A 22,893-nucleotide genomic window follows, 5' to 3' on the forward strand; every position below is an offset into this window, starting at 1 on the left:
TTCATAACTTTACCTCTTGATATGCTAATTAAGAAATTAGATTGGCTGGTTGTCAAGACGTTTATCGGGCCTTTTATCCTTACCTTTTTTATTGCACAGTTCGTACTGGTCATGCAGTTTTTATGGAAATATGTAGATGACTTAGTTGGTAAAGGACTGGATTTCTGGGTATTGATTCAATTGCTATTATTTGCTTCGGCCCGCTTGGTGCCATTGGCGCTGCCGCTATCGGTCTTGTTGGCCTCCATCATGGTTTATGGTTCCTTTGGCGAGCATTTTGAATTGACCGCTGCCAAATCGGCTGGCATATCGCTCCTTCGCTTTATGTTACCGCTTTTTGTAACTGTCACCTTCATCAGCATATTCGCTTTCTACTTTTCAAATAACCTATTACCCATGGCGAACCTGAAATTCAGTGCTTTGCTATACGACATTCGGAACCAAAAGCCATCGGTTGCGTTGAAACCGGGAATCTTTTATAGCGGGCTGGATGGTTTTTTTATCAAAGCCGAAGGAAAGGATGATGCCACCGATGAGCTTTCGAGCATCATCGTTTTTGACCATACCAGCGGCCATGGCGATGACCACGTTATCACGGCTGCTAAAGGACAGATGATTCAGAATGATAATGAAATGACTTTGCTTCTGAAATTAAAGAATGGGCGACAATACCGAGAAATTGACCCCAAAGACCCGGGACAGAATGAAAATGAATACACCATGGTCAGCACTTCCTTTCAGTCTTGGGAGAAGCGCTTTGACCTTTCCCAATTCAAATTGAGCCGTACGGACGAAACTTTTTTCAAGAACTTGAAACAAATGCTGGACTTGAAGCAGTTGAAGGGAGCTATGGATACCGTTCAAATGGAATAGGACGCGGTGTTGCGCGACTATTCAACTTACAATAAGCCCTATCTTAACTTTCGGAAGTTCGACCTAGATTCTGCTTCCAAATATAATGCCCAGCCCGCCTCCTTTAAAGAAGCGACTGAATTATTGAATGATTATAGCCCCGAGCAAAAAATCCAAACCATGGAAATAGCCATGAACAAAGCTCGCAACGTGAAAAACTATGCAGATGTGATCTCTAAACAAATGGATTATAAAGAGAAAAACAGAACCAGCTATTTGATAGAAATCTATCGAAAGTTCACGCTGTCTGTGGCTTGTCTGGTACTGTTTTTAATAGGCGCGCCCTTAGGCTCTATTATTCGCCGCGGAGGATTGGGCTGGCCTATGTTCTATTGCGTACTGTTCTTTATCCTCTATCATGCCACCTCCATCATTGGTGAAAAAATGGCCGAGAACAATATATTCACTCCATTTGGCGGTATGTGGCTATCTACTTTTGTGCTGACCCCTGTTGGCCTGTTCCTGACCATGAAGGCAACGAACGACTCCAGATTATACAGCACTGAGTATTATGCTCATTTATTCCGAAAACTTTTTACCCGATAAAAAAAATGATTGCCTTGAAAGACTTTCTTAATAAGAACAAAATTTTCCTCCTGTTGTATTCACTATTCCTGATTCTGGGAGGAATCTTGCTTCTGAATATGGAAAAAGGACAAGAAACACTCTTCTTTAATAGTTTACATACCCCTTTCTTAGATCAAACATTTATCTGGATATCTCGTTTGGCTGAGATCCCCCTCTTTATCTTTATTCTGGTGGTTGCCATCCGGTTCAGCTATGGCAAAGGGCTGATATTGTTATTCAATTGTTCCATAGTCTTTGTAGTCATCCAGTTTTTGAAAAAGATAGTTTTTGAAAGCCAAGTGCGTCCGGCTTTGTTTTTTCAGGACAAGATCAAATTAAACTTTGCCGACGGGCTTCATGTCGCCTATCATCACAGCTTCCCGTCAGGACATACTGCCGCTGCCTTCGCGCTGTTTGCGATGCTCGCTTTTCTGATTGAGAAAAAGAGCTGGAGCATTCTGTTTTTCTTGCTCGCTCTGATGATTGGCATATCGCGGCTCTATTTACTTCAACACTTTTTTCGCGACGTATATGTCGGCTCTATAATTGGGGTGTTGGTCTCCATTGTTTTTTATCTCACCTTAGCGCAGTCCTCTTTCTATCAAAACTTGCGGTGGAAAGATAAGTCCCTTTTATGATGCTTGAACTGGTTGAAAAAAGAATCCGGCAATTTCCCACCCAACTGATATTGGTGGTCATTGGCGCTATTCTGTTCCTTCCATTTTTGGGAAAGGTCCATCTGTTTGGTTTAGATGAAATCAGCTTTGCAGAAAGCGCCCGCGAAATGTTGGCCTCCCGAAACTTTCACGTGATCCAGTTCGATTTTATTCCCTACTTCGGAAAACCGCCTTTATTCATTTGGCTCCAGGCGCTTTCCATGCACTATTTCGGGGTGAACGAATTTGCCGCTCGCCTGCCCAATGCCATCGTAGGAATTGCCACCATGCTCGTGGTGTTCAATATTGGCCGCTACGTGTTCAACTCGCGCTTGGGCGTATTGTGGGCGCTTTTCTTTGCCTGCTCCATTTTGCCGCAAGTGCAATTCAAAAGCGGGATTATTGACCCTGCCTTCAATCTCTTTACTTTTCTCGGCATCTTTTTCATGTACAAACTCAACATCATCAACGAGTTTGAAGACCGGAAAACCCGGAAGAAAAACCGTCGGCGCAATTTGCTTTTCTCCGCCCTCTTCATCGGCCTTGCTACGCTCACCAAAGGGCCGGTAGCCATTCTGATTTGTTTGCTCACCGCCTCTGCCTACATCTTTGCCAATCGCGGAAAAATGAAGATTGAATTGACCGAATTATTCTTTTGGGGCATCCTCATTTCGATTATCGGTATCGCTTGGCTGCTGCTCGACACCAGCATGAACGGCTTCGCCTTCGTGATGCAATTTCTCCGTTATCAGGTCCGTTGGTTCAGCACCGGCGAGGCGGGGGAGGGAGGCCCTTTTTTCTACCATATCCCCTTATTGCTTATCGGCGTTTTCCCGGCCTCGGCGCTCATCTTCAGCACCTTTACTCGGAATGTGTATGACGACCTATCGGAACATATCTTCCGCAAGTGGATGATCTATTTTTTGATTGTCGTGCTGATTCTTTGCTCGCTGACCCCCGCCCGAATCGTCCACTATTCCTCGGTGTGCTATTTCTCCATCACCTTTCTGGCTGCTTACTATCTCAACCTTCTTTTTGATGGAAAAGCCACTTGGCGTTGGAAACAAACCGTTCCGTTGATGGGCATCGGCATCTTGATTGTAGGGGCCTTGACCGCCGCTATTTTCATCATCAAATCGCCGGAACCTTTTCTGCCCTATATTCAAGATGATTTTGCGAAAGAAGCCTTGAAAACCCCCGTCTATTGGAGCGACTGGGACATCCGCTTCGGTTTGATTTATCTGTTTTGCCTCGTCGTTTCCATCCTGCTGATGCAAAGCAAGAATGTTCGGTGGGGTGCCTATCTGCTGCTGATCAGCAGCGGTCTGTTTATCAATACCGTGATGATATTCATTGTGCCGAGGGTAGAAAAATATACCCAAGCTGCTTTGATTGAATTTATCCAAACAAAACAAAACGAAGCCTGCACCATCGAGCCGGTGGGCTTCAAAACATACGCCCATTTGTTCTATGCCCTGAAGCCGGCACCGGAAAAGCAAGTTTCTTCTAAGAAAAATTATTTCATCACCAAAGTGAATACCGTGCCGGAGGTATTGCAAACCCATCCCGCAGCGCACGAACTCTACCGCAAAAACGGCTGGGTGTTTTTTGTGGGGGAATAGGATTTTGTTTCAAGGCTTGGTTTAGAAATGCCACCTCCGTCCCCGACGTTTATAACGCTTACTCGATAATAGTTACACGGCTGTTTGTCCTCCGGCGGAGGAGGTGGTTTTATTTTAAATAAATATTTGGAAAACCTCCCACCACCGGTCTGCTTTTGCAGCATCGGGAGGGCAAGTATTTTTCATCCACCAAGACCTCTACCTCATCAGGTCGGAGGTCTAACTCGTCAGCTTGGAGGTCTACCCTATCAGGTTGGAGGTCTAACTCGTCAGATCAGAGGTCTGCCTCGTCAACTTGGAGGTCTAACCCATCAGGTCAGAGGTCTATCCTATCAGGTTGGAGGTCTGCCTCGTCAGGTCAGAGGTCTATCCCCTCAGGTTGGAGGTCTGCCTCCTCAGGTCAGAGGTCTGATTTTGCAAAACAGGTCTCTGTTTTTCAAAAAAAGAGACGCTCGGACAAAATTCTGTTCATTTTTATGTTAAAACCGCCGAAAACCCCGCCTTCAAGGCTCTATCATAAATCCATTTTTTAACCTCAAAATCAAACAAAATGCTACCTACACAACTCGTTTTAGACCTCTGGAACAAAACTCTAGACAAAAAAGTTGACTTTACCGAAGAATTGGTTCAAAAACTCGTGGGCGATGTCCGATTCACGAATCCCGACCCTACATTGGCCGATGTAACAACGGCGGTGGATGCCGCCCATCAGGCTTTATTAGATGTGGCGAAAAAAAAGGGGCCTATACAGCGGCAGTGGAGGTGCAAGACCTCCGCGAAAAAGCACTGGTGGAGATTGTTACCCGCCTGGGAAATTATATTGAAACCACCAGCGGAGGCGACAAAACTATCATCGAAAGCCTCAACCTAAAAACCAAGGAACAGGGCAATGCCAGCCCGCTGCTCCAAGAGTATGGATGTTGGGCTTACTCAAGGTGATAATCAGTTTGAAATTGATATTCACTGGCATCGCATTTCTAAACTCTATAACATCCAGAGTTTCAGATTCGCTATGCCATTGGCGATGCCGTTCCTTCTTCTTGGCTGACGTATGACAAAACCACTCGTAAATCGAAAGCATCACTTTTGTCGGCACTCAGGAAAATGTGCGGGTATGGATAGAAGTGCGCGCCGTGAACGCCACCGGCGACGGCCCCTGGAGCGAAGTGGCTACCATTGTGATTGCTCCGCACACCTAAACAAAACTGAAAACAAAATCAGGCTCCCGGGTTGAAAGGCTTCGGGAGTTTTTAATTTTTATATAAACATTAACAAAAACCAAAACGACATGAAAAAAGGCTTACTCGCTTTTTGTTTGGTATTGGGGATGATGGGGGTGAAGGCACAGTGGGTGACGATACCGGATAGTTCGTTTGCGGCGTTTTTAAACGGAACAGCTTTGACAGCTTTTTTAAAGTTGTCAAAGCTAAAAGGCAGCCCCAAGCCCTGTCCTGCAAAGAAGCGGCGCGGGGCTTTTTTTTCTCAAGGCTCAAGGCTAGTAGCTCAAGGCTTATTTTATTTCCCCAAATCTCCTGCTCTTTGCAAAGCGGCTTGCAGCGCCAGTTCGATTTTAGTATTCACTTCGTTATTCCCCAACACGTGCAGAGCGGCTTCGGTGGTTCCGCCTTTAGAGGCCACGCGTTTAATCCATTCATTACAGGTCAATTGGCTTTGGTTATGAAGATGAACGGCACCCATAAAAGTTTGGTTCACCAGTAGTTCGGCCTGAGAAGGAGAGAAGCCCATTTGGGCAGCGGCGTTAATCATGGCTTGCATAAAGTAATAGACGTAGGCCGGTCCGCTGCCGGAGACTGCCGTGGCGGCATCGAGCATGTTTTCATCTTCTACATACACCGACTTACCGGTGGTGTTGATGAGGTTTTGAATGATGAAGAGTTCTTTTTTATCCATAGCAGGAGAGGAGGTGAAGACCGTCATGCCCATGCCGATTTGCGCGGGCAGGTTGGGCATAGAGCGCACTACTTTGGTAGCACCCAGCGCCTGCATCACTTGCGCCATCTGGATGCCTGCCATGATGGAAAGAATCAATTGGTCTGCTTGAATAAATGGTTTGAGTTGTGCTGCAAGCCCCGGAAAATCTTGTGGTTTCACTGCCAAGATTATGATGTCTGCTTGCGAAATATACGCTCCGGCGGCGGAAAAAATATTGGTGCGCGGCACTTCTTTCACTTGTGCTTCGCCGCCGACCATTCGATCGAGCAAGAAAAGGTCTTCGGGAACAATAAAGCGGGAAGCAAGAAAACTGCGGGCGTATGTAGTGCCCATATTTCCGGCACCGGCGATGAGAACTTTCATAATGCAATGCTGAATTTAGAATGCTGAGTGCTGAATATCAAGGGATGGTTCAACTTTTGGATTTTAGAAAAGAAGGGTGATGATTTTTTTGACAAGGGGTAAAGATTCTATTTGTTTTTCTGTTGAAAGAAGATTTAACGGGCAATAATAGCACAAATGAATCTTCGGGAAATTGTATGGTGCAAGGGGGTGCAACCTTTATTGCGGTTGTTCGGTCTTAATGGTAGTTTAGTTTTAGGGTTATAGAAAAGCCCTTCGCCCTTTGCGGAGGGTTTTTCTTTTTTTAGGATGTAGGGATTTTCCTCTTTGCCTGTTTTCCCTAAATTCGTCCCCACTAAAAAATATATGCGATGATGAAAAGATTTTTACAATTAACCGTAGTAGCTGTGTTAGCACTGCACTCATGGACAAGTTCTGCTCAAGTGGTGAACAACAGTTTCGAGAATTGGGCGACAGACACGATACACTTTGCGGGTATTGCTCCCTATCTGCCTGCTGAAACGTTCAGCTATAACGACCCCTCTGAATGGACTACCTCCAACTCCATCACCGGTATGTCTGCTTTGGGCGGCCATTTGTTTGTTACGCAGTCTTCGGATGCCTACCACGGTAGCAGTGCAATAAAAATTATTACGGACACCATCGCCCGTGTATTCAGTAGTCAACTAACGGTTCCGGGTTTTGCTATCAACGGTTACTTTACGGTTGAGTTATCTTCGCTCATTGGCGGATTGAATATTACGCCGATGTCTATAGCCGGTGCCGGTCAACCATTCACCCAGAGGCTGACCAGCTTGAAAGGATATTATAAGTATGCGCCTATTTTGAACCCAAACACTAGCGCAAACGATACCTGCATGATTTGGGCGACGCTGCGAAAAGGAACCACAGCCGTGGCGGATGCTATTTATAAAAGCACGATTTCTACGAATGGGCAGTACGCAGCATTTGACATTCCTTTTGAATATCATAATTGCGAACAACCGGATACCTTGGTGATTTTGCTTTCATCGAGCATCCCTAAAACAGCGGGATTGCTGAGCGGTGTTTCTGATTTGGTTCGGGGAAGTGAATTGATAGTAGATAGCATCTATTATGATGTGATAGGGTCTGGGTACCAGTTCACCCCCTTGGCACGCAATGACCGAGACACCACTATTAAAAACACTGCTAAGACAATTAATGTTCTTGCAAATGACGAAGATTGCGATGATCCGAGTTTAACAGTTACGATTCTTGCCAATGCCAAGAATGGAACAGCAACGGTTCAGGCTAACCAGATACTTTACACCCCGGCTGCAAATTTTGTGGGTTATGATACGATCTATTATCAGGCAAGCGACGGCACAAATAACGCTGCTGCTTATGTTTGGATTAATGTTAAAGCGCCTGTAGGTATCAGCGAAGCAAACCAGGTTGCGGTCAAACTGTTTCCCAATCCGGTGAATCAATATCTGAATATTCAACTGGAATCGAAGCCGGGTATGCAGGCAGAGATATTTGATGCATTGGGTAAAAGCATCGGAGTTTATTCTTTAGATCAGAATAATACGAGGGTTTCAACTGCTGGTTTTTTTACTGGTATGTATCTCTTTCAAATCACGAATGCCTCTAATCAGATAATCTCCCGAGGCAGGTTTGCAGTGAATAGGTAGCAATCTTTTTTCAGTTCATAATGAAGCATCGGAACCTCTCCGGTGCTTTTTTTATGGTTTAAGGTCAAATACAATATGCCGTTTGTTGGAAACAAAGACTTTAGGCATGAAACAGCGACTTTTTTAATCAAATCTTCTTGACAAAGCCTTGAACCAAACATATATTGACTGCATACAAAACGAAAAAAATAAGAGCATTATGAAAAAGTTAAACATTCTTACACTAAGCATCTTCTTGACAAGCGGACTTCTTTCTTCGGCTGGCGACTGTCCATCACTTTATGGGAAGTTTACTATTGGCGGCAGCGAATCGGCTGATTACAGTTCGATCAAAGAGGCTGCGGAAGCATTGAAGTGCGGTGGGGTTTCAGGACCGGTATCTTTCAGTATTGAGAAGGGTATCTATAAAGAGCGGGTTTTGATTTCTTCTATACCCGGAGCCTCTGCATCAAACCCAATCACCTTTGAATCGCGCTCAGGAAATAATACCGATGTAGTAATTGATTATTCAACCGGAGATGCTACTGTGAATTTGAACGGCAGTTCTTTTCTTTCATTTGAGAACCTGACCATAGACCACAAAGCTGCGGTGTATGGAAATTGTGTTCGCGTTGATGGGAACGCCTCGAACCTTCGCTTTAAGAACGTGATTTTTGAAGGAGTGGAGGTAGCTCGTCCGGGTGCCAATAACGCCACCGTATATTTTGCTGCCAACTCACCAAAGACAGATATCGCCTTTGAAGATTGCGAAATCAATAACGGAAGTTGCGGTATCTATAAAGGAGGGGTGAATGAAGAGATGCAGGATAGCAAAACGCGTATTACTGGCACCCTGTTTTTTAATCAATTTGAAAGTGGTTTGGCTTTGACCAATGAAGATGCTCCTGTCATCACTAACAATGTTTTCAGTACACTTTCCAGCTATGTTGGCTTTAAAGCAATTAATCTCGACAACGTGAATAACAATGTGATACTGAGTAACAATATCATTAACGCTGCCAACGGAACTTATGGATTAGCTATGCACAACTGCCAAGCCCAGGCTACTCACCCTGCTCAAATTAGCAACAACTCTATAGCGGTGGGTGGTAATGGAGAAGCGTATGGCATCCATTTATCAGGCAACACGGATAATCAAATCATTAACTTCAACCGTGTGAAATTGACTATAAACGGAAAGGTGCAAGAGAATCAGGCATACTACAAAAATGTAGGCTCCGGGAACAATGTGAATATGATGAATGATTTGATGTATGACCTTAACACCGGTGGCTATACTATTCTTGGTAATACTTATAAAGATATGTTCAATCAACTGCCTGGCCAAAGCAACCCGTCTCTGGCGGTTTCTGCCAACGGAATCATGATTGAAAAGGTCTCTCCGATGAAGTAACCTTCATAGCTTGTTCGTTACTTTTATAAGTCTGGGCTTCCTAGCCCGGACTTTTCTTTTTTTATAAGCAGGAGCGGCTTTATTTCTTGTCTTTTGTTTTGCCATCTATTTTCTATTTTCATCCCCTGTGAGTACACCAACTTTGAACCATTTAGACGAACTGCCTTACCCTGAATTTTTTCAAAATTATTCTGAGGCTATATTTATTACAGATTCTCAACAGCAACTGATTTATTCTAATCCGGCCTTTGTGCAGATGAGTGGAGCAAACGCAGCGAGCATAGTACACGAAGTTCTTGCTTCAATGATTGAAAAGGAAGAAAATGTTCGGGTGAGTATGCGGAATCCGCAATTGTATAATCTGGTTGTTTCACGCACCAAAATTCAATTGAAAAACGAAATGCTGGGTTATGTATTTGTTCTGTCAGAAGTTATCGAAGAAAGCGATCTGAAGCAAGAGTTGGATAAAAAAACTAAGGAAACTACCCGCGCAAAAGAGGAACTGGAGCAAATTCTTTATGTTGTTTCTCATGATTTACAAGCACCGCTTCGCTCTACAGGAAGTTTTATACAACTGATGGAGAAAAGTATTAAAAAGGGAGATACCCAAGCGGTTGGCGAGTTTATGAAGTTTGTTTTGGAGGGAGTCGCCACCATGCAATCATTGATACAGGATTTATTGGAGTTTTCACGGATCACCACAAAGGGGCAACCTTTTGTTGAAACAGATTTGAATCAGGTGCTGCAATCTGCTCAGATACATTTGATGAAAAAGATAGAGGAGAAGGGCGCTGTGATTACTTCGCAGCAGCTTCCCAAAGTAAAAGGAGATACAGCACAACTAACCCGACTTTTTCAGGAGCTTTTGGACAATGCACTGAAATTTGTACCTAGCGATCGGAAGCCTGAAATCAACATATCTGTAAAAGAAAGAGAGACTGATTACCTAATTTCATTGGGTGATAATGGTATCGGGATAGAAGAAAAGTTTTACAGTCGAATTTTTGTTATTTTCCAAAGGCTTCACCAGAAGGGAGACTATGAAGGAACCGGAATTGGCCTAGCGGTGGGGAAAAGAATATTGGAAAGACATGGCGGTGAAATCTGGGTGGAATCTGAGGTTGGGAAAGGGAGTGTTTTTAATTTTACTTTGAATAAATAATCTACCCAATGGAATTTTTACAAAGCAGAAAGAACAAATACCACATCTTGTTGGTGGAAGATAATCCGGCAGATATTAGACTGACTAAGGAGGCTTTGAAAGAAAGTAGTTTAGAAATCACTCTGGATGTGGTGATGGATGGAGAAGCGGCACTTGATTTTCTTTTAAAGAGAAAGGGTTATAGTGATGCTACAACACCCCTTATCATACTGCTTGATTTGAATCTGCCCAAAAAGAACGGGCTGGAGGTATTGAAAGAAATAAAGGCTGATGAGTCACTGAAAGAAATACCCGTAATTGTACTGACAACATCTGATGCAAAACATGATATTACCCGTGCTTACCAGTTATATGCAAATTGTTACATTATCAAGCCTATAGATTTCGATGAATTTTCAAAGGTCATTCAACTGATAGAGGCATTCTGGTTTCGTGCCGCTAAACTTCCCGCAGCTTAAATAATACCCTTAACTATGACTACAGAAGAACTTAAAGTATTGCTTCTTGAAGACAACGAAGGCGATGCCTTCTTAATAAAATTTTATTTAGAGGAATCCACTACTCCGAGCTTTAAAGTTTCTCATGCCACAAACCTTCAAGGGGCGCTAGATTTTTTATCTAAGGAGAAATTTGATTTGATTCTAAGTGATATGAATCTACCGGACAGTTTTGGAATGGATACAATTAAAACCATGCTTTCCAAATATCCGGGCAATCTGATTATTGTGCTCACTGGCCTTACGGATGAGTATGTGGGTCTTCAAACCGTTCGATTCGGGGCACAGGATTTTTTAGTGAAGGGTAAGTTTGATGGGAAGGTGCTGGTGTCATCCATTCTCTTCGCGTTTGAGCGGTTTAAGTTGAACAAGGAAATTGATCATGTATCTAAAGAACTAGATGCTGAAAATTGGCGGCTGGATTCTATTCAGCGCCTGCTAAAAGTTGGTTATAGTGAAATAGATCCGCGTACTCAAACTATTTATCGGTCGCGTTTTACTATTGAAATGATGGATTATAATCCCAAAAAGCAAAATGGGAAAATGGAAGATTTCGGTGAGAATATTCACCCAGATGACCTAAATAGGATAATGGCCAAACTTGCTGAAGTAATGGTATCAAAAACCTCTGGAGAAGAGATTTTCCGACATTCAAAAAATGGGAAAATCTATCGGGTGCTTTATGAATACAGAAATGAAAAAATTTGCTGCATTTTGCAGGAGAGTAAATAAAACAAAGTCGGTCGCCCTTAGGGACGACCGACTTTGTTTTATGAAAGGACTAAAAAGCTAGGCTTATTTTACCTGGGCAACAATTGCTTTGAAGGCTTCTGGATTATTCAGAGCCAAATCCGCAAGGACTTTACGATTCAATTCAATGTTGGCTGAAGCCAGTTTGTTAATGAAACGAGAGTAAGTCAAACCCTCTTCTCGAACGGCAGCATTGATACGGGTAATCCAAATTCCGCGATAGTCCCTCTTCTTGAGTTTGCGACCTACATAAGAGTAAACACCCGCTTTTTCTACCGCGTTTTTGGCAACGGTATAAACCTTACTACGGCTGAGGAAATATCCTTTAGCCTTATCGAGTATCTTCTTTCTTCTTTTCCGCGAAGCGACGGCATTGGTTGAACGTGGCATCTTCTTTCTATTTTGTTATTTGCAAATTTTGGAGTAAAAATTAGGATAAACCAAGCATCAACTTCACTCTAGGCATATCGCTTTTATGAACGATGGCAGATTTAGCAAGTTCTTCTTTTCTTTTCTTACTCTTGCTACCCAGCAGATGGCGCTTAAATGCCTTCGAACGCTTAATCTTCCCTGATCCAGTTACCTTGAACCTTTTCTTGGCTCCGGAGTTTGTTTTTTGTTTAGGCATAACCTTTTTATCTTATTTTTTGGGACGGCAAATATATTGATACTTTCAAGATAACCAAAAGAAGTTTTAGAAAGTTTGACTATGGGATAATCACCCAATTCCTAATGGTTATTGTTTCTGGTATTTGCCAGGCACCAGTGCAGCACGTGACCCGCAGGTATCTTCCAGCAATGTTAGAGAAAGTGTAGGATAAAATGTTCCGGTGATGCTCTCTACGGAATACCGCCAGTCATAGCTTCCAATTGCAGAATCAGAACACGCACCTGATTGGTCCGAAAAAATAAGAGAATTTGTCCCTGTATGAAATGTGCCAGAGGTTTCTGAGATTCCAAGGTTCTTTAGGATATAGGTGCTATCGCTATTCAGTGTTATTTCTGAAAGGTTATTAGTCCAGCTTCCTACGTAATCTTCTGGATCAGTATATTTTTTTTGTACAAGAAGAAAGTATAAAAAACAAGGAAGCCCAAAGTAAAATTTTCGTCAATTTCATATATCTAGTTGTTGTTTTCGTTGAAACCGGGGCGAAAAATAGAATATTTTGATTCTATTTTTCGCCATTGGCAATATCTGATGTGCATTAATCTGAATGTATCTGGATTTTTCTTCAGAGTTTTTGCTGTAACTAACACCTATGTATAACGTATACATAAGGATTATGGCACTAATCAAGAGGTTTTGGGATAATATATCTTACGCTGGAATCTTTGCTGCCAAGACAGATTGGGAGCGAAAGAATATCATCCATATCAATCGGGCATGGTTGATTTTGATGTTTGTACAACTCATTAGTGTTACCTCTCATATCGCTAATGGACTGGAACGTTCAGCCTGGCTCACTTTTATTTTAATTCTTGGACTTATTGGGGTGCATTTAATTATCCGTATGGGTAAATTGAATGCAGGGAAAATGACTGCCATCTTGGTAATTAATTATAGCATGGTGCTAATGGGTGTTTTTCTTGGCAGCCAGACTCAGTTGATTGACTTCTTGCTGCTATCAGCAATGATGCCTCTGTATTTGTTTGAAACCAACAATAAGAAGTTGATCTTTTGGGGCATGTTTCTAAGCGTAGCTCCATTTGGTTTGTATCATTTGTTTATTCCTGGCTTTGAATCGTATGCACTTTCCTATGAAGAACAGATAGCTATTTACAAGGTTACTTCGCCCATCAAATTGTTGTCATTAGTGACGCTCCTATATCTTATTTATAATAAAAATGCTGATTACGAAGAGGAAGTAAAACACAAAGAGCGGGAACTTATCGGTCAAAAAAGGCTGTATGAATGTATGTTGGAACAAATTCCTATTGCCATTGCCTCCTTTGATAAAGAACTAAAATATACTTACCTCAATAGTTCAGCCGTAAAGGATATGTCATTGAGAAAATGGATGATGGGTAAAACAGACATGGATTATTTTAAAGAATATAATCTGGATATAAGAGCAGCAGAAGAAAGAACTCGCGTTCTTCATGAAGCGCTGGAAAAAGAATGTGAGATACAATTAGAGGAAACAGTTCTGGATCGTTCTGGGAAAGTAAGACATTCACTTAAGGGCACTGCTCCAATCTATAGCGACGATAACAAAGAATTGCTCTGTTTGATTGGATACTCACTGGACATATCCAACATAAAGGAGGCAGAGAGAAAAATTGCTGACTATGCGGTTGAGTTAGAAAGAAAAAATTCGGACCTACAGCATTTTGTCAATGCTACTTCGCATGATTTAAAAACTCCGTTGAGAGTAGTAGCGTCCTATTTGCAATTACTGGAGAGAAAAAATAAGGGTAAACTGGATGAGGATTCCTTATCTATGATTGCCAGTACTATCAAGTCAGTGAAGCAACTGAACCAGTTGATCAGCGATATTTATCAATACTCCGTGGCCGATAGTACGGAGAAGCCGGTAGAAGTAACCGACTTGATGAAGTTAGCCAATGATACAATCAATCAAATAGGAGCGGTCGTGCGACAAAAAAATGCGGTGGTACAGCTCAAGCAGTTGCCTACCCTAAAACTGGCACCGTCTCATGCGGGAATGTTATTTGCTAACCTGATTGAGAACGCCATCAAATACAATGAATCCGAAGCGCCAGAAGTAACTATTGCTTGTGAAACAACCGATCAGGAATATATTGTCAGTGTGAAAGACAATGGCATTGGAATTCCCGAGGCTTATAAAAAGCAGGTCTTTGAAATTTTCCGCCGCTTGCACAACTCGGATACCTATGAAGGAACCGGGGTAGGTTAGCCATCTGTAAAAAGATTGTAGAAAGCTATGGCGGAAGAATCTGGGGAAAGCGAAGCCGACAAGGCTCCACTTTCTTCTTCAGCCTTGCTAAATCCGCAGTGAGTGTTGGTGTCTCCGAATCATACTACATTGACCCCTTTAAGGATTTCCCGATAGCGGCTACCGGATAACCATTCATCCGTTCTGCTTTACTTAGACCGCAGCTTTATGACCGGAATAATAATTTCTTCTAAAGAAATTCCGCCGTGCTGAAAAGTGTTTTTATAATAATTTGCAAAGTGATTGTAGTTGTTAGGGTATATGAGATACTTATTCTCCTTGGCAAAAATATAGGATGAACTGAGATTAGATTGGGGCAAGCCCATCTCTGCGGGTTTCTTCACCACGAAAACATCTCGTTCGTCATAATTCAGGTTCTTGCCGGTCTTGTATCGAATGTTTGCCGTCGTTTCCCGGTCGCCGATACACTTTGAAGGATCTTGTACGCGCACCGTTCCATGATCGGTAGTCAACAAAATATTCACGTCTTTTTCTGCCAGTTTCTTCATCGCGTTTAGCAAGGGCGAATGATCAAACCACGAAACCGAAAGCGAACGATAGGCCGCTTCATCGCTGGCCAACTCTTTTAATACCTCCATTTCCGTGCGCGCATGGCTAAGCATATCCACAAAATTATAGACGATGGCAGTTAGCTTGTTGTTCAGATAATTGGTGATGTTACTTTCCAGTAATTCTCCGTCGCGGTGATTGGTGATTTTTACATACTGGCTCTTTATCGGTTCATGAAAAGTTCTTTTCAAATAATCTTCCAAAAACTTGCCCTCATTTTGGTTCTTACTTCCTTCCTCATCATCATATTTCCATAGATCGGGATATTTTTCCTGAATCTGCAAAGGCAACATGCCCGAAAAAATAGAGTTGCGGCTGTATTGTGTTGCAGTCGGCAGGATTGAATAAAACGAATCTTCTTCTTCCACCTTAAAATATTCCATCACCAGTGGTTGAATAGACTTCCATTGGTCAAAACGCAGGTTGTCAATCAGAATAATAAAAGTGGGTTTATCTTCCTTCAACATGGGCAGAAGCTTTTGCGACAGCAACGTGTGCGACATTACTGGTACGGTGGCGCCCGGCGTTCCATTCACCCATGTTTTATAGTTAGTAGTGACAAACTTCGTGAACTCATGGTTCGCTTCCTGCTTTTGTGCGTTGAACACTTCCACCATACTCGAGTCAGATTTATTCAACTCTATTTCCCAGTAAATCAATTTGCGGTATAATTCTGCCCATTGATGCACATCCATTTTTTCCTGCATGGCCATAAATAATTTCTGAAACTCCTGTTGATAGGAGGAGGTGGTTTTTTCAGAAATCAATCTGGAATTGTCAATGATTTTTTTGAGGGAGGAAAGAATTTGTTGCGGCTTCACCGGCTTGATAAGATAGTCGGCTATCTGCGAACCAATCGCTTCTTCCATCAGATTATCTTCCTCGTTCTTGGTAATCATCACCACCGGCACATGATTATCAATGGCCTTGATTCGTTGAAGGGTCTCCAGCCCGGTTAGCCCCGGCATACTCTCGTCCAGAAACACCACATCAATGCCGCGTTTGCTCACCCGGTCTATGGCATCCTGCCCATTGGTTACCGGCACCACGCTGTAACCCTTTCCTTCCAGAAACATGATGCTGGGTTTCAACAAATCAATTTCATCATCTGCCCATAGTATTGTTATCGCTGCCATTCTTTTTTCTTTTTTTAGTTTATGATTTATAGTGAGTCATGTTCTTATCAGAAAAGGTTTTAAACCAACCGTCAACTGCCAAAGCGAACCCGCTGACAATGATAAAGCTAAATGGCAGTAAATATTGCATGAAGGGCTTGTTAATGAATGATAAAGCTGAATTTGGTGTTAGATAACAGCATTAGATCTGTTTACTTAATTTTGAAAACCGTTCAGTCATCAGCCATACCATCGCCCAATAATTATTGTACCAAATACAAAAGCCTCAAAATTTCTTTGAAATCATTTGTTCGATTGAAAACTGCCGCTATATTCGATGTATAGTTCCATAGAAAATTCATTTGCACAGATGCTTTTTTCGACAAACAAACATTCTTTCTCTCCCTCCGAAACACCGGTAACGGCTGGTGCTGGTTTAAGTAGTTTAACGCTTAACTACCTGTACGAAATCACAATGTGTAAGTCTGCGGTTTATTCAAAAAACCGTACGGATAAATCATTTACTGGTGCGGATAAATCATCTAACCGCAAGCTTTACTCATTTATCCATGCGGATAATTCAATAAACCGTACGGATAATACATCCAGCCGTGCGGATAACTCATTTAACCGTACGGATAATTCAATAAACTGTACGGTTAATACATCCAACCGTGCGGATAAATGGAAAAACCGTCGCCCTTTTTTGTCGTTTGGCCCGCTTTTAATTAAAAACCATACCCAAACAGGGGTCATTGGGCAATTTTCTTCCTCCAGTCTCTCCTTAATTTCAATTATTTAAACCAAAAAAACCAAACCTATGAAAGATGATTATGTTAAACAAGAAAAATGGGAATTTTCCAACCAACTACGCCAGTTTGCCGATGGCTTGGGCGTTCATGGCGCGGCCTTGGGTTTCGACCCTAACTGGGCGTAGGCTATTTGCCTACGACCTATCAAGAATGTAGCCTGTGGCTACATAAAATCAAAAGCCCTGTCCTGCCAAAAAGTGGGGCGGGGCTTTTCGTTTGTATGCTCTTCGCCCGTGTTGGTGTTTGAGTTCTCCAAAATAATTGAAAAGTGAACGATACCAACACGCTACACCTGCCCAGCGGCATGTACTTTGTCAATAACAAGAAGTTTGTGAAGGAGTAGGAGTTCCAAACTACAAAAGTCTTTAAGACTTTTGTAGTTTATTAAACTCAAAAGCCCCGTTCCGATAGTATCGACGGGGCTTTTTTCTCGCGGCTCAAGGCTCGTAGCTCGTGACTTAATAGGTTCGTAGCTATTTCAACTTTTCTCAAAAAAAAAGAACCCCTCCGCCAGGCGAAAGGGTTCTTTAAATTTTGAATGAAAGGGTGATTATGCGAACTTCACGTTCACGGCATTTAATCCTTTTTTTCCTTGTTGCAACTCGAAAGTGACTTTGTCGCCTTCAGAGACTTGATTAATCAAACCTGAGCTGTGTACAAAATACTCGGTAGATGAATTGTCATCTTTAATGAAACCGAATCCTTTGTCGTTGTTAAAAAACTTTACTGTTCCTTGATTCATAAAAAAAATTGTTTTAGCGCTGTTATAATGAATATGCAACGACACCAACAACAAACGTGCAATTGCGCCGCAAAGGTAACTATATATATAAGAAAGGGATATTTTTTTCTGAACGTCGCTCCATTATAAAGGACAGGTAGCAGGGTTTCCGCAAGGGTTCAACATATTTAGCCCCTATGGAGTTCGCCGCAAGGCAGCTATATCTGTAGCAAACTCGATGCGGGTTTCGCGAAAACGTTCTTTCAATGTTTTCATCAAGTCGCACTTAGCATCGAAGGCGTCGTTATTGTTTTTGGCCCAAACCCAAGCTCTCAAACGAATGCCATAAGATTCCAAGCCTACCACCTTTACGGGTAATATTTCGGCCTTCTCCATTTTCAAGCGGATATTCCTGCCGTCTATAAATAAGGGATGCTTCATTGCTTCTTCCCGCATAATGGCCATTGCAAGATTATGGTCGCTTTGATAGGTAATGACTACTTCCAGATGAAATTGTATTCGTTCATCTTTGATACTTGAATTGAGAATTTGTTCTCGGCTGATAACGGAGTTGGGAATAACAATTCTGCGGTTTTCAATACTCTTCAGGATAGTATGTCTCAGGGTAATGTCCTCCACCACCCCACTTGATCGTTTGAAAGCAATTTGATATTATCTCCTACGCTGAATGGTTTATAAATAACCAAAAAGATTCCACTGATGATGTTGCTCACGGCCTCCTGTGCGGCAAAGCCAAGGATGGCAGCCAAGATACCCGCACTGGCGAATAGTGTTTTTCCAACGGTGTGTAGGGCAGGTATATTCCAGAATATAAAGAAGACGGCACCAACCAATACAATCATGCTAACCGCATTCTGTAAAAATGAATAGTTGGTGGGATCCACCTTCATGATCTTGGCACTGCGTCGGATATAGCGACGAATTAAAATGTCCAGCACCCGCCCAAGAAGGAAGGCAATAGCAATTACCAATATAGGGCCGATGAAGGATTCTATTTTGCTGAAATCAATTTTGAAAGACAAAAGCATGGAGAAAATATCAGTAGGAATTGATTAGCGAACAATAAATCATGGAGCCGTTGAATGGGTGGTCTGTGCCTTTTCGGTTTGCATCAGTTTTTTCAACATCTGAACGGTGTAATCAATTTCTTCTTTCGTATTGTATTTGCTGAATGAAAAACGGATAGATTTTCGTTGCGGATCGGCCCCAATAGCTTCTAACACATGAGAAGACTTTTCTGAACCGGAGGAACAGGCACTGCCTCCGCTGGCGGCTATTCCCGACATATCTAGGTTGAAAAGCATCAGTTCTGATTTTCCGGAAACCGGAAGCGAAACATTTAGTACCTTATAATTGCTCCCTTCCTCGCTGGTATCGCCATTAAAACCGATGTTTGGAATGGCATTCATCAGGTTCGTTTTCATATATTCTTTCAAACCTTGTATGTGAGAACGATAATTTTCCATTTGGTTTATACATATTTCCAATGCTTTGCCTAGGCCAACAATTCCATATACATTTTCTGTGCCGGCACGCATATTGCGTTCTTGTGAACCACCATCCATGAAGGGATGCATGTTTACTCCATTATTGATGTAAACAAAACCCCCCTTGGGGCCGTGAAATTTATGTGCGGAACCGGTTAGAAAATGAATCTTGAGTTGTTGTAAATCGAAGGGGTTATAACCTATGGTCTGCACCGTGTCGGAATGAAAGAAAGCGTTGTGCTGTTGACAGAGTTCTGATACTTTTAGAAGGTCAAGCAGCGTTCCTATTTCATTGTTTGCATGCATTAGGCTGACCAGTGTCTTTTTGTCTCCGGAGGCTGCAAGTAGGACGTCCAGATTTTTATAATCAACTCTTCCTTGCCCATCAAGTTTTACGTAAACTATTTCCACCCCCTCTCTCCCTACGGCCTCAACCGAATGAAGTACACAATGATGTTCGATTTTGGATGAAATAACTCGCTGAACCCCCAAATCGCGTACGGCACATTTAATAATCATATTACAGCTTTCTGTCCCGCTGCCCGTAAAGAATACCTCGGCGGTAGATGCATTTAAATACTTCGCGATAATTTTTCTCGATTTTTCTATGGCTGCTTTGGTTTTTCGACCGTATGCATGGATAGAAGATGGATTGCCAAAAAAATCGGTCATGTAGGGCAACATCTCTTCTAATACATCTTTGTCCATAGGCGTAGTGGCCGCATTATCTAAGTAAACTTTCATTCTGGAATTTTGCACAAATCTAAGCGATTTGAGGATTTTCGCCTCTTGTTTGCATGAAACACCTTTCTATATTTACAAGATAATTATCCATCTGATGAAAACTTCTCTAATACTGTTCTCCACGTTGCTTGTATTGATTACCTTTTCTTCCTGTAGAAAATGTTTTACGTGTATGAATGAATGTACAGAATGTTCGCGGCTTGATTCCACATTAGTCACCCTGTCAGATACTACGAATAATGTGATTCGGACATACGATACTACCCTTGTAAACACCATCACCAACATTCATTGCACCGACGATTATACGAACCCAACTCGCGAAGATTATTTGGCAGCGATTGATTATGAAGTTTCTATTGGTGCTACATGTGCAAGCCGCTCCCCAACTTATACCTTCAATTTTTGCATTGATAATTCAGGCAAAAAAGCTTATCCGGACTATTTTGATCATGGCGGAAGAGCGCCCTGTGTGCTGAAATAAATAAATTTGAATATTGTCAGGAGTAATCAGACATTGTAAGCTACCCCAAGCTCTCTGATGATCAGTTCTATCATCTTTTCTTTTTGAGGGTCATATTTATCTTTCAGGTTATAGCCCCAGTGCTTGGCCACTATTTGATAGAACCAAGCGTTCAACGGCCCTTTCAATTCTTTAATAATGACAAATGAATTGTTTCCGGTTTCGCGATTAAGAAGTTTGAAAAGCATTTCGCCCTGGCCAATAGTCAGGTCTTTAAGTTCATTTTCAAATTTACCTCGCATTTCCTTTTCTAGATCTCTTTTGTAATGCCGATACTGGCGATGCTTCATATCCTGCTTTTCTTCTTTCATTTCCGAATAAAGCTGTTTTGCGATTTTAATATAAGGAAGCACTTTCAATATGCGGCTTTTATACTTGTAGTACTGCGACCATTCTTCGGCGGTTTTGAAGGATACAATATTGACTTCTTGCAGATTGACAACAGGGGTAGAATCTGAGGTGAAATAGCCAGAGTCGTATATGTACGAGCCGGATGAATCCTTATTGGCGAAAGTTAAACTGGTTTGAGCATTACTATCTTGGAAATAAAATAGAGACACTAACAAAAGGAAGGAAGTAATATTATACCTATAGACGCTCATAACCCTGCTCAAAGCAAACGAACCTTTAATGCCTTATCCAAAATTACCAAATTGTTTTCAATCATACGTTCCGAATAATAATCTTTACATAATTTGGGACAACGCAACACTAAACAACTAAAAGCCCGCCATGTATTTTAAATATGGCGGGCTCAAAAAATAAGCGATTAGCTTTAATGAGGCAACAAACCCTATTCGAACCCAATAGGCACGACTAAACCGTGCTTCGGTTAGAACTGAATAGGATAGAGCGATAAAGACAGGAAACTGTCTGCTGGAGACAATTAAACCTTGTGCTTTATCGTAACGAATTTCTTCGTTACTTTTTTGGGATACTGCTTAGCATACCTTGCTGAAGCAAAGCGTCCGGTTTCCTTGTTTAAATAGACTGCTTGCTTGTGCGTTGTAAATTTTGCTTTTGCCATAGAGTTTTTTTTTGATGACTTTTCAAAATAAAGTAAAATAATTATACAAACCAAATATTCGCTGTTATTTTTTTTAGAGTCAACTGGTTGAAAGTTAAAAAACTGCCGCTCACTGGCATTATTTAAGATCAGTAGGTTTCAAAAGCGCACTTCATAATATCTGCCTTCCGATTGGGTATTGAAATCCCAAGAGTGAGTTCATAGGCCCCTGCGGTTTGCATTCCTAATCCCATATAAGGCAAATCAACAGAGAACCCGGCGAAATAGCCAACCGGATTTTCCCCCTGGGCAAAAGTGCCCCGGTGTGTAAGGCTTACGATAATAGCGCTTGTATTTACTTTTTGTTTATTCGTTTCGGTATTCACCGTAATGACCGAAAACCTGTTATAAATTCCCACACCAATTGGCATTATCTCTTGATTCTTTTTGAGTTTCAAGGAGAAATCAATACCGACATTCATCGCGTAAAACTTCCCTTGGTTTTCAAACAATACAGAAGGCCCGATAAAGAATTGTTTCTCCTTTATTGCAATACTACTGCGGTAGGTTGCGATATATTTTCTCGGTAGTCGCGCTCCGTCATTATTTGCACCGGTAATAGAAATAGAAGGAGCTAAAATATGAGACATTGCGAAACCTAATTCGTTGTACCATATTCCTTTGGCTTGAAAATTATTTCGAATCAATAATCCCGCATCCAAATCAAAATAATTTCTTGATGAGATACCATCTTGGGTGAAGGATGATGGTCCGGTGATGCCATAATCCGGGCTGAGTTGGTCGGAGAAAACAAAATGACTCCAATCTACTCGGATATGGTTGTAATAAGCCTTAAATCCTAAATAGATATTAAATCGGTCCATTTCATCCTTACGAGCGCGAATATTAGGCAAGTGTTGTGCATAGATAACACCGACAGATGTGGTTGTCAGGAATCCTTGCCCTTCAACATCCTGCATTACAAAAGCCCCGGCACCGGCATTAAATTTATTGCGTATTGAAAAGTATGAATCACCTGTAATGGAGTAAGTAGAAAGCGGTCCAGGAAATCGTTTGCCGGGGACATTTGGCCAAAGATTTCGATAAGTAACGGCAAAGCGTGTTTGTTTCTTATATCCTGAGTAGGCCGGATTGTAATAAATTTGATTGGGGTCAAACTGCGAAAAGGTAGGGTCTTGCGCTACCACAAACAATGTCAGCAACGAAAGCGGCATGGTTAAAAAAAGAATTCGCAAGTATCGGTTCATCTCAAAGTAACTATTTCAAAAAGGAAATTAAGAAAACATTTTGCCTTCAGCAAAATGAAAGGTTAATGGTTCCAATTAGCTGATTACGGGTTCCTCAGTGGTTATACGGTTCTCGGTAAAAAAAGTTATGCTTATTATATTCTTTCCGTTACCTACGTCTGATTTTGGCATGATACGC

25 protein-coding genes are annotated in these 22,893 nt (G+C 41.9%); 13 read left to right on the forward strand and 12 right to left on the reverse strand.

Annotated elements, in window-relative coordinates:
* The first annotated feature begins 21 nt into the window (after positions 1-21).
* From IPP77_06815 to IPP77_06835, 5 genes are all read left to right on the forward strand, one after another.
* Positions 22-873: an LptF/LptG family permease gene (locus tag IPP77_06815; protein ID MBL0309375.1), complete on the forward strand. Its 852-nt coding sequence runs from the start codon at positions 22-24 to the stop codon at positions 871-873.
* Between the two features lie 9 nt (positions 874-882).
* A complete protein-coding gene (locus IPP77_06820) occupies positions 883-1,458 on the forward strand; it encodes an LptF/LptG family permease (GenBank protein MBL0309376.1) in 576 nt (191 codons plus the stop codon).
* 53 nt (positions 1,459-1,511) lie between these two features.
* Positions 1,512-2,117, forward strand: coding sequence for a phosphatase PAP2 family protein (locus IPP77_06825; GenBank protein ID MBL0309377.1), 606 nt, complete (start codon positions 1,512-1,514; stop codon positions 2,115-2,117).
* Positions 2,114-3,757 (forward strand): glycosyltransferase family 39 protein, encoded by a 1,644-nt coding sequence (locus IPP77_06830; protein MBL0309378.1) that lies wholly within the window; start codon positions 2,114-2,116, stop codon positions 3,755-3,757. The genes IPP77_06825 and IPP77_06830 overlap by 4 nt, the downstream gene beginning before the upstream one ends.
* Positions 3,758-4,307: 550 nt before the next feature.
* Positions 4,308-4,628, forward strand: coding sequence for a hypothetical protein (locus IPP77_06835; protein MBL0309379.1), 321 nt, complete (start codon positions 4,308-4,310; stop codon positions 4,626-4,628).
* Here the strand turns inward: IPP77_06835 and IPP77_06840 are convergent.
* A complete protein-coding gene (locus IPP77_06840) occupies positions 4,620-4,838 on the reverse strand; it encodes a hypothetical protein (protein MBL0309380.1) in 219 nt (72 codons plus the stop codon). The genes IPP77_06835 and IPP77_06840 overlap by 9 nt on opposite strands.
* Positions 4,839-5,272: 434 nt before the next feature.
* A complete protein-coding gene (gene proC, locus IPP77_06845) occupies positions 5,273-6,073 on the reverse strand; it encodes a pyrroline-5-carboxylate reductase (GenBank protein ID MBL0309381.1) in 801 nt (266 codons plus the stop codon).
* A 350-nt stretch (positions 6,074-6,423) separates the two neighbouring features.
* On the opposite strand from proC, the gene IPP77_06850 reads away from it, so the two are divergent.
* The 5 genes from IPP77_06850 (at position 6,424) to IPP77_06870 (ending at position 11,512) form a co-directional block, all read left to right on the forward strand.
* A complete protein-coding gene (locus IPP77_06850; protein ID MBL0309382.1) occupies positions 6,424-7,728 on the forward strand; it encodes a PCMD domain-containing protein in 1,305 nt (434 codons plus the stop codon).
* A 199-nt stretch (positions 7,729-7,927) separates the two neighbouring features.
* Complete coding sequence (locus tag IPP77_06855) at positions 7,928-9,121, forward strand: hypothetical protein (GenBank protein MBL0309383.1); 1,194 nt, start codon at positions 7,928-7,930, stop codon at positions 9,119-9,121.
* A gap of 127 nt (positions 9,122-9,248) precedes the next feature.
* Positions 9,249-10,283, forward strand: coding sequence for a GHKL domain-containing protein (locus IPP77_06860; protein ID MBL0309384.1), 1,035 nt, complete (start codon positions 9,249-9,251; stop codon positions 10,281-10,283).
* An 8-nt stretch (positions 10,284-10,291) separates the two neighbouring features.
* Positions 10,292-10,741 carry a response regulator gene (locus tag IPP77_06865; protein ID MBL0309385.1) on the forward strand — a complete coding sequence of 150 codons (450 nt, stop codon included), beginning with the start codon at positions 10,292-10,294 and terminating at the stop codon, positions 10,739-10,741.
* 15 nt (positions 10,742-10,756) lie between these two features.
* Positions 10,757-11,512: a response regulator gene (locus IPP77_06870; GenBank protein ID MBL0309386.1), complete on the forward strand. Its 756-nt coding sequence runs from the start codon at positions 10,757-10,759 to the stop codon at positions 11,510-11,512.
* 63 nt (positions 11,513-11,575) lie between these two features.
* Here the strand turns inward: IPP77_06870 and rplT are convergent, their stop codons facing one another.
* Both rplT and rpmI read right to left on the reverse strand, forming a co-directional pair.
* Positions 11,576-11,920 carry a 50S ribosomal protein L20 gene (gene rplT, locus IPP77_06875; protein MBL0309387.1) on the reverse strand — a complete coding sequence of 115 codons (345 nt, stop codon included), beginning with the start codon at positions 11,918-11,920 and terminating at the stop codon, positions 11,576-11,578.
* Between the two features lie 40 nt (positions 11,921-11,960).
* Positions 11,961-12,158, reverse strand: a complete 198-nt coding sequence (rpmI, locus tag IPP77_06880; protein ID MBL0309388.1) for a 50S ribosomal protein L35 — start codon at positions 12,156-12,158, stop codon at positions 11,961-11,963.
* Positions 12,159-12,789: 631 nt separating this feature from the next.
* On the opposite strand from rpmI, the gene IPP77_06885 reads away from it, so the two are divergent.
* Positions 12,790-14,409 (forward strand): PAS domain-containing protein, encoded by a 1,620-nt coding sequence (locus IPP77_06885; protein MBL0309389.1) that lies wholly within the window; start codon positions 12,790-12,792, stop codon positions 14,407-14,409.
* A 188-nt stretch (positions 14,410-14,597) separates the two neighbouring features.
* Here the strand turns inward: IPP77_06885 and IPP77_06890 are convergent, their stop codons facing one another.
* Positions 14,598-16,154 carry a PglZ domain-containing protein gene (locus IPP77_06890; protein ID MBL0309390.1) on the reverse strand — a complete coding sequence of 519 codons (1,557 nt, stop codon included), beginning with the start codon at positions 16,152-16,154 and terminating at the stop codon, positions 14,598-14,600.
* A gap of 316 nt (positions 16,155-16,470) precedes the next feature.
* Here IPP77_06890 and IPP77_06895 point away from each other — a divergent pair, with 316 nt between their 5' ends.
* A complete protein-coding gene (locus tag IPP77_06895; protein ID MBL0309391.1) occupies positions 16,471-16,935 on the forward strand; it encodes a hypothetical protein in 465 nt (154 codons plus the stop codon).
* Positions 16,936-17,495: 560 nt separating this feature from the next.
* Here IPP77_06895 and IPP77_06900 read toward each other — a convergent pair.
* From IPP77_06900 to IPP77_06915, 4 genes are all read right to left on the reverse strand, one after another.
* Complete coding sequence (locus IPP77_06900; GenBank protein MBL0309392.1) at positions 17,496-17,687, reverse strand: cold shock domain-containing protein; 192 nt, start codon at positions 17,685-17,687, stop codon at positions 17,496-17,498.
* Between the two features lie 174 nt (positions 17,688-17,861).
* Positions 17,862-18,305, reverse strand: coding sequence for a mechanosensitive ion channel family protein (locus IPP77_06905; GenBank protein MBL0309393.1), 444 nt, complete (start codon positions 18,303-18,305; stop codon positions 17,862-17,864).
* Positions 18,287-18,715, reverse strand: coding sequence for a mechanosensitive ion channel family protein (locus IPP77_06910; GenBank protein ID MBL0309394.1), 429 nt, complete (start codon positions 18,713-18,715; stop codon positions 18,287-18,289). The genes IPP77_06905 and IPP77_06910 overlap by 19 nt, the downstream gene beginning before the upstream one ends.
* Before the next feature lie 39 nt (positions 18,716-18,754).
* Positions 18,755-19,918, reverse strand: coding sequence for a cysteine desulfurase (locus IPP77_06915; protein ID MBL0309395.1), 1,164 nt, complete (start codon positions 19,916-19,918; stop codon positions 18,755-18,757).
* A 172-nt stretch (positions 19,919-20,090) separates the two neighbouring features.
* Between IPP77_06915 and IPP77_06920 the strand changes: the two genes are divergently transcribed.
* The gene (locus IPP77_06920) at positions 20,091-20,402 is read left to right on the forward strand and encodes a hypothetical protein (GenBank protein MBL0309396.1); all 312 of its coding nucleotides are present in this window, start codon (positions 20,091-20,093) and stop codon (positions 20,400-20,402) included.
* 26 nt (positions 20,403-20,428) lie between these two features.
* Here the strand turns inward: IPP77_06920 and IPP77_06925 are convergent, their stop codons facing one another.
* From IPP77_06925 to IPP77_06935, 3 genes are all read right to left on the reverse strand, one after another.
* Positions 20,429-21,001 (reverse strand): DUF4294 domain-containing protein, encoded by a 573-nt coding sequence (locus IPP77_06925; GenBank protein ID MBL0309397.1) that lies wholly within the window; start codon positions 20,999-21,001, stop codon positions 20,429-20,431.
* Positions 21,002-21,327: 326 nt separating this feature from the next.
* Positions 21,328-21,468 (reverse strand): hypothetical protein, encoded by a 141-nt coding sequence (locus IPP77_06930; GenBank protein MBL0309398.1) that lies wholly within the window; start codon positions 21,466-21,468, stop codon positions 21,328-21,330.
* A 128-nt stretch (positions 21,469-21,596) separates the two neighbouring features.
* The gene (locus IPP77_06935; protein ID MBL0309399.1) at positions 21,597-22,715 is read right to left on the reverse strand and encodes a PorP/SprF family type IX secretion system membrane protein; all 1,119 of its coding nucleotides are present in this window, start codon (positions 22,713-22,715) and stop codon (positions 21,597-21,599) included.
* Between the last annotated feature and the right edge of the window lie 178 nt (positions 22,716-22,893).

Source organism: Bacteroidota bacterium (assembly GCA_016722375.1).
Lineage (GTDB): Bacteria > Bacteroidota > Bacteroidia > Chitinophagales > LD1 > Bog-950.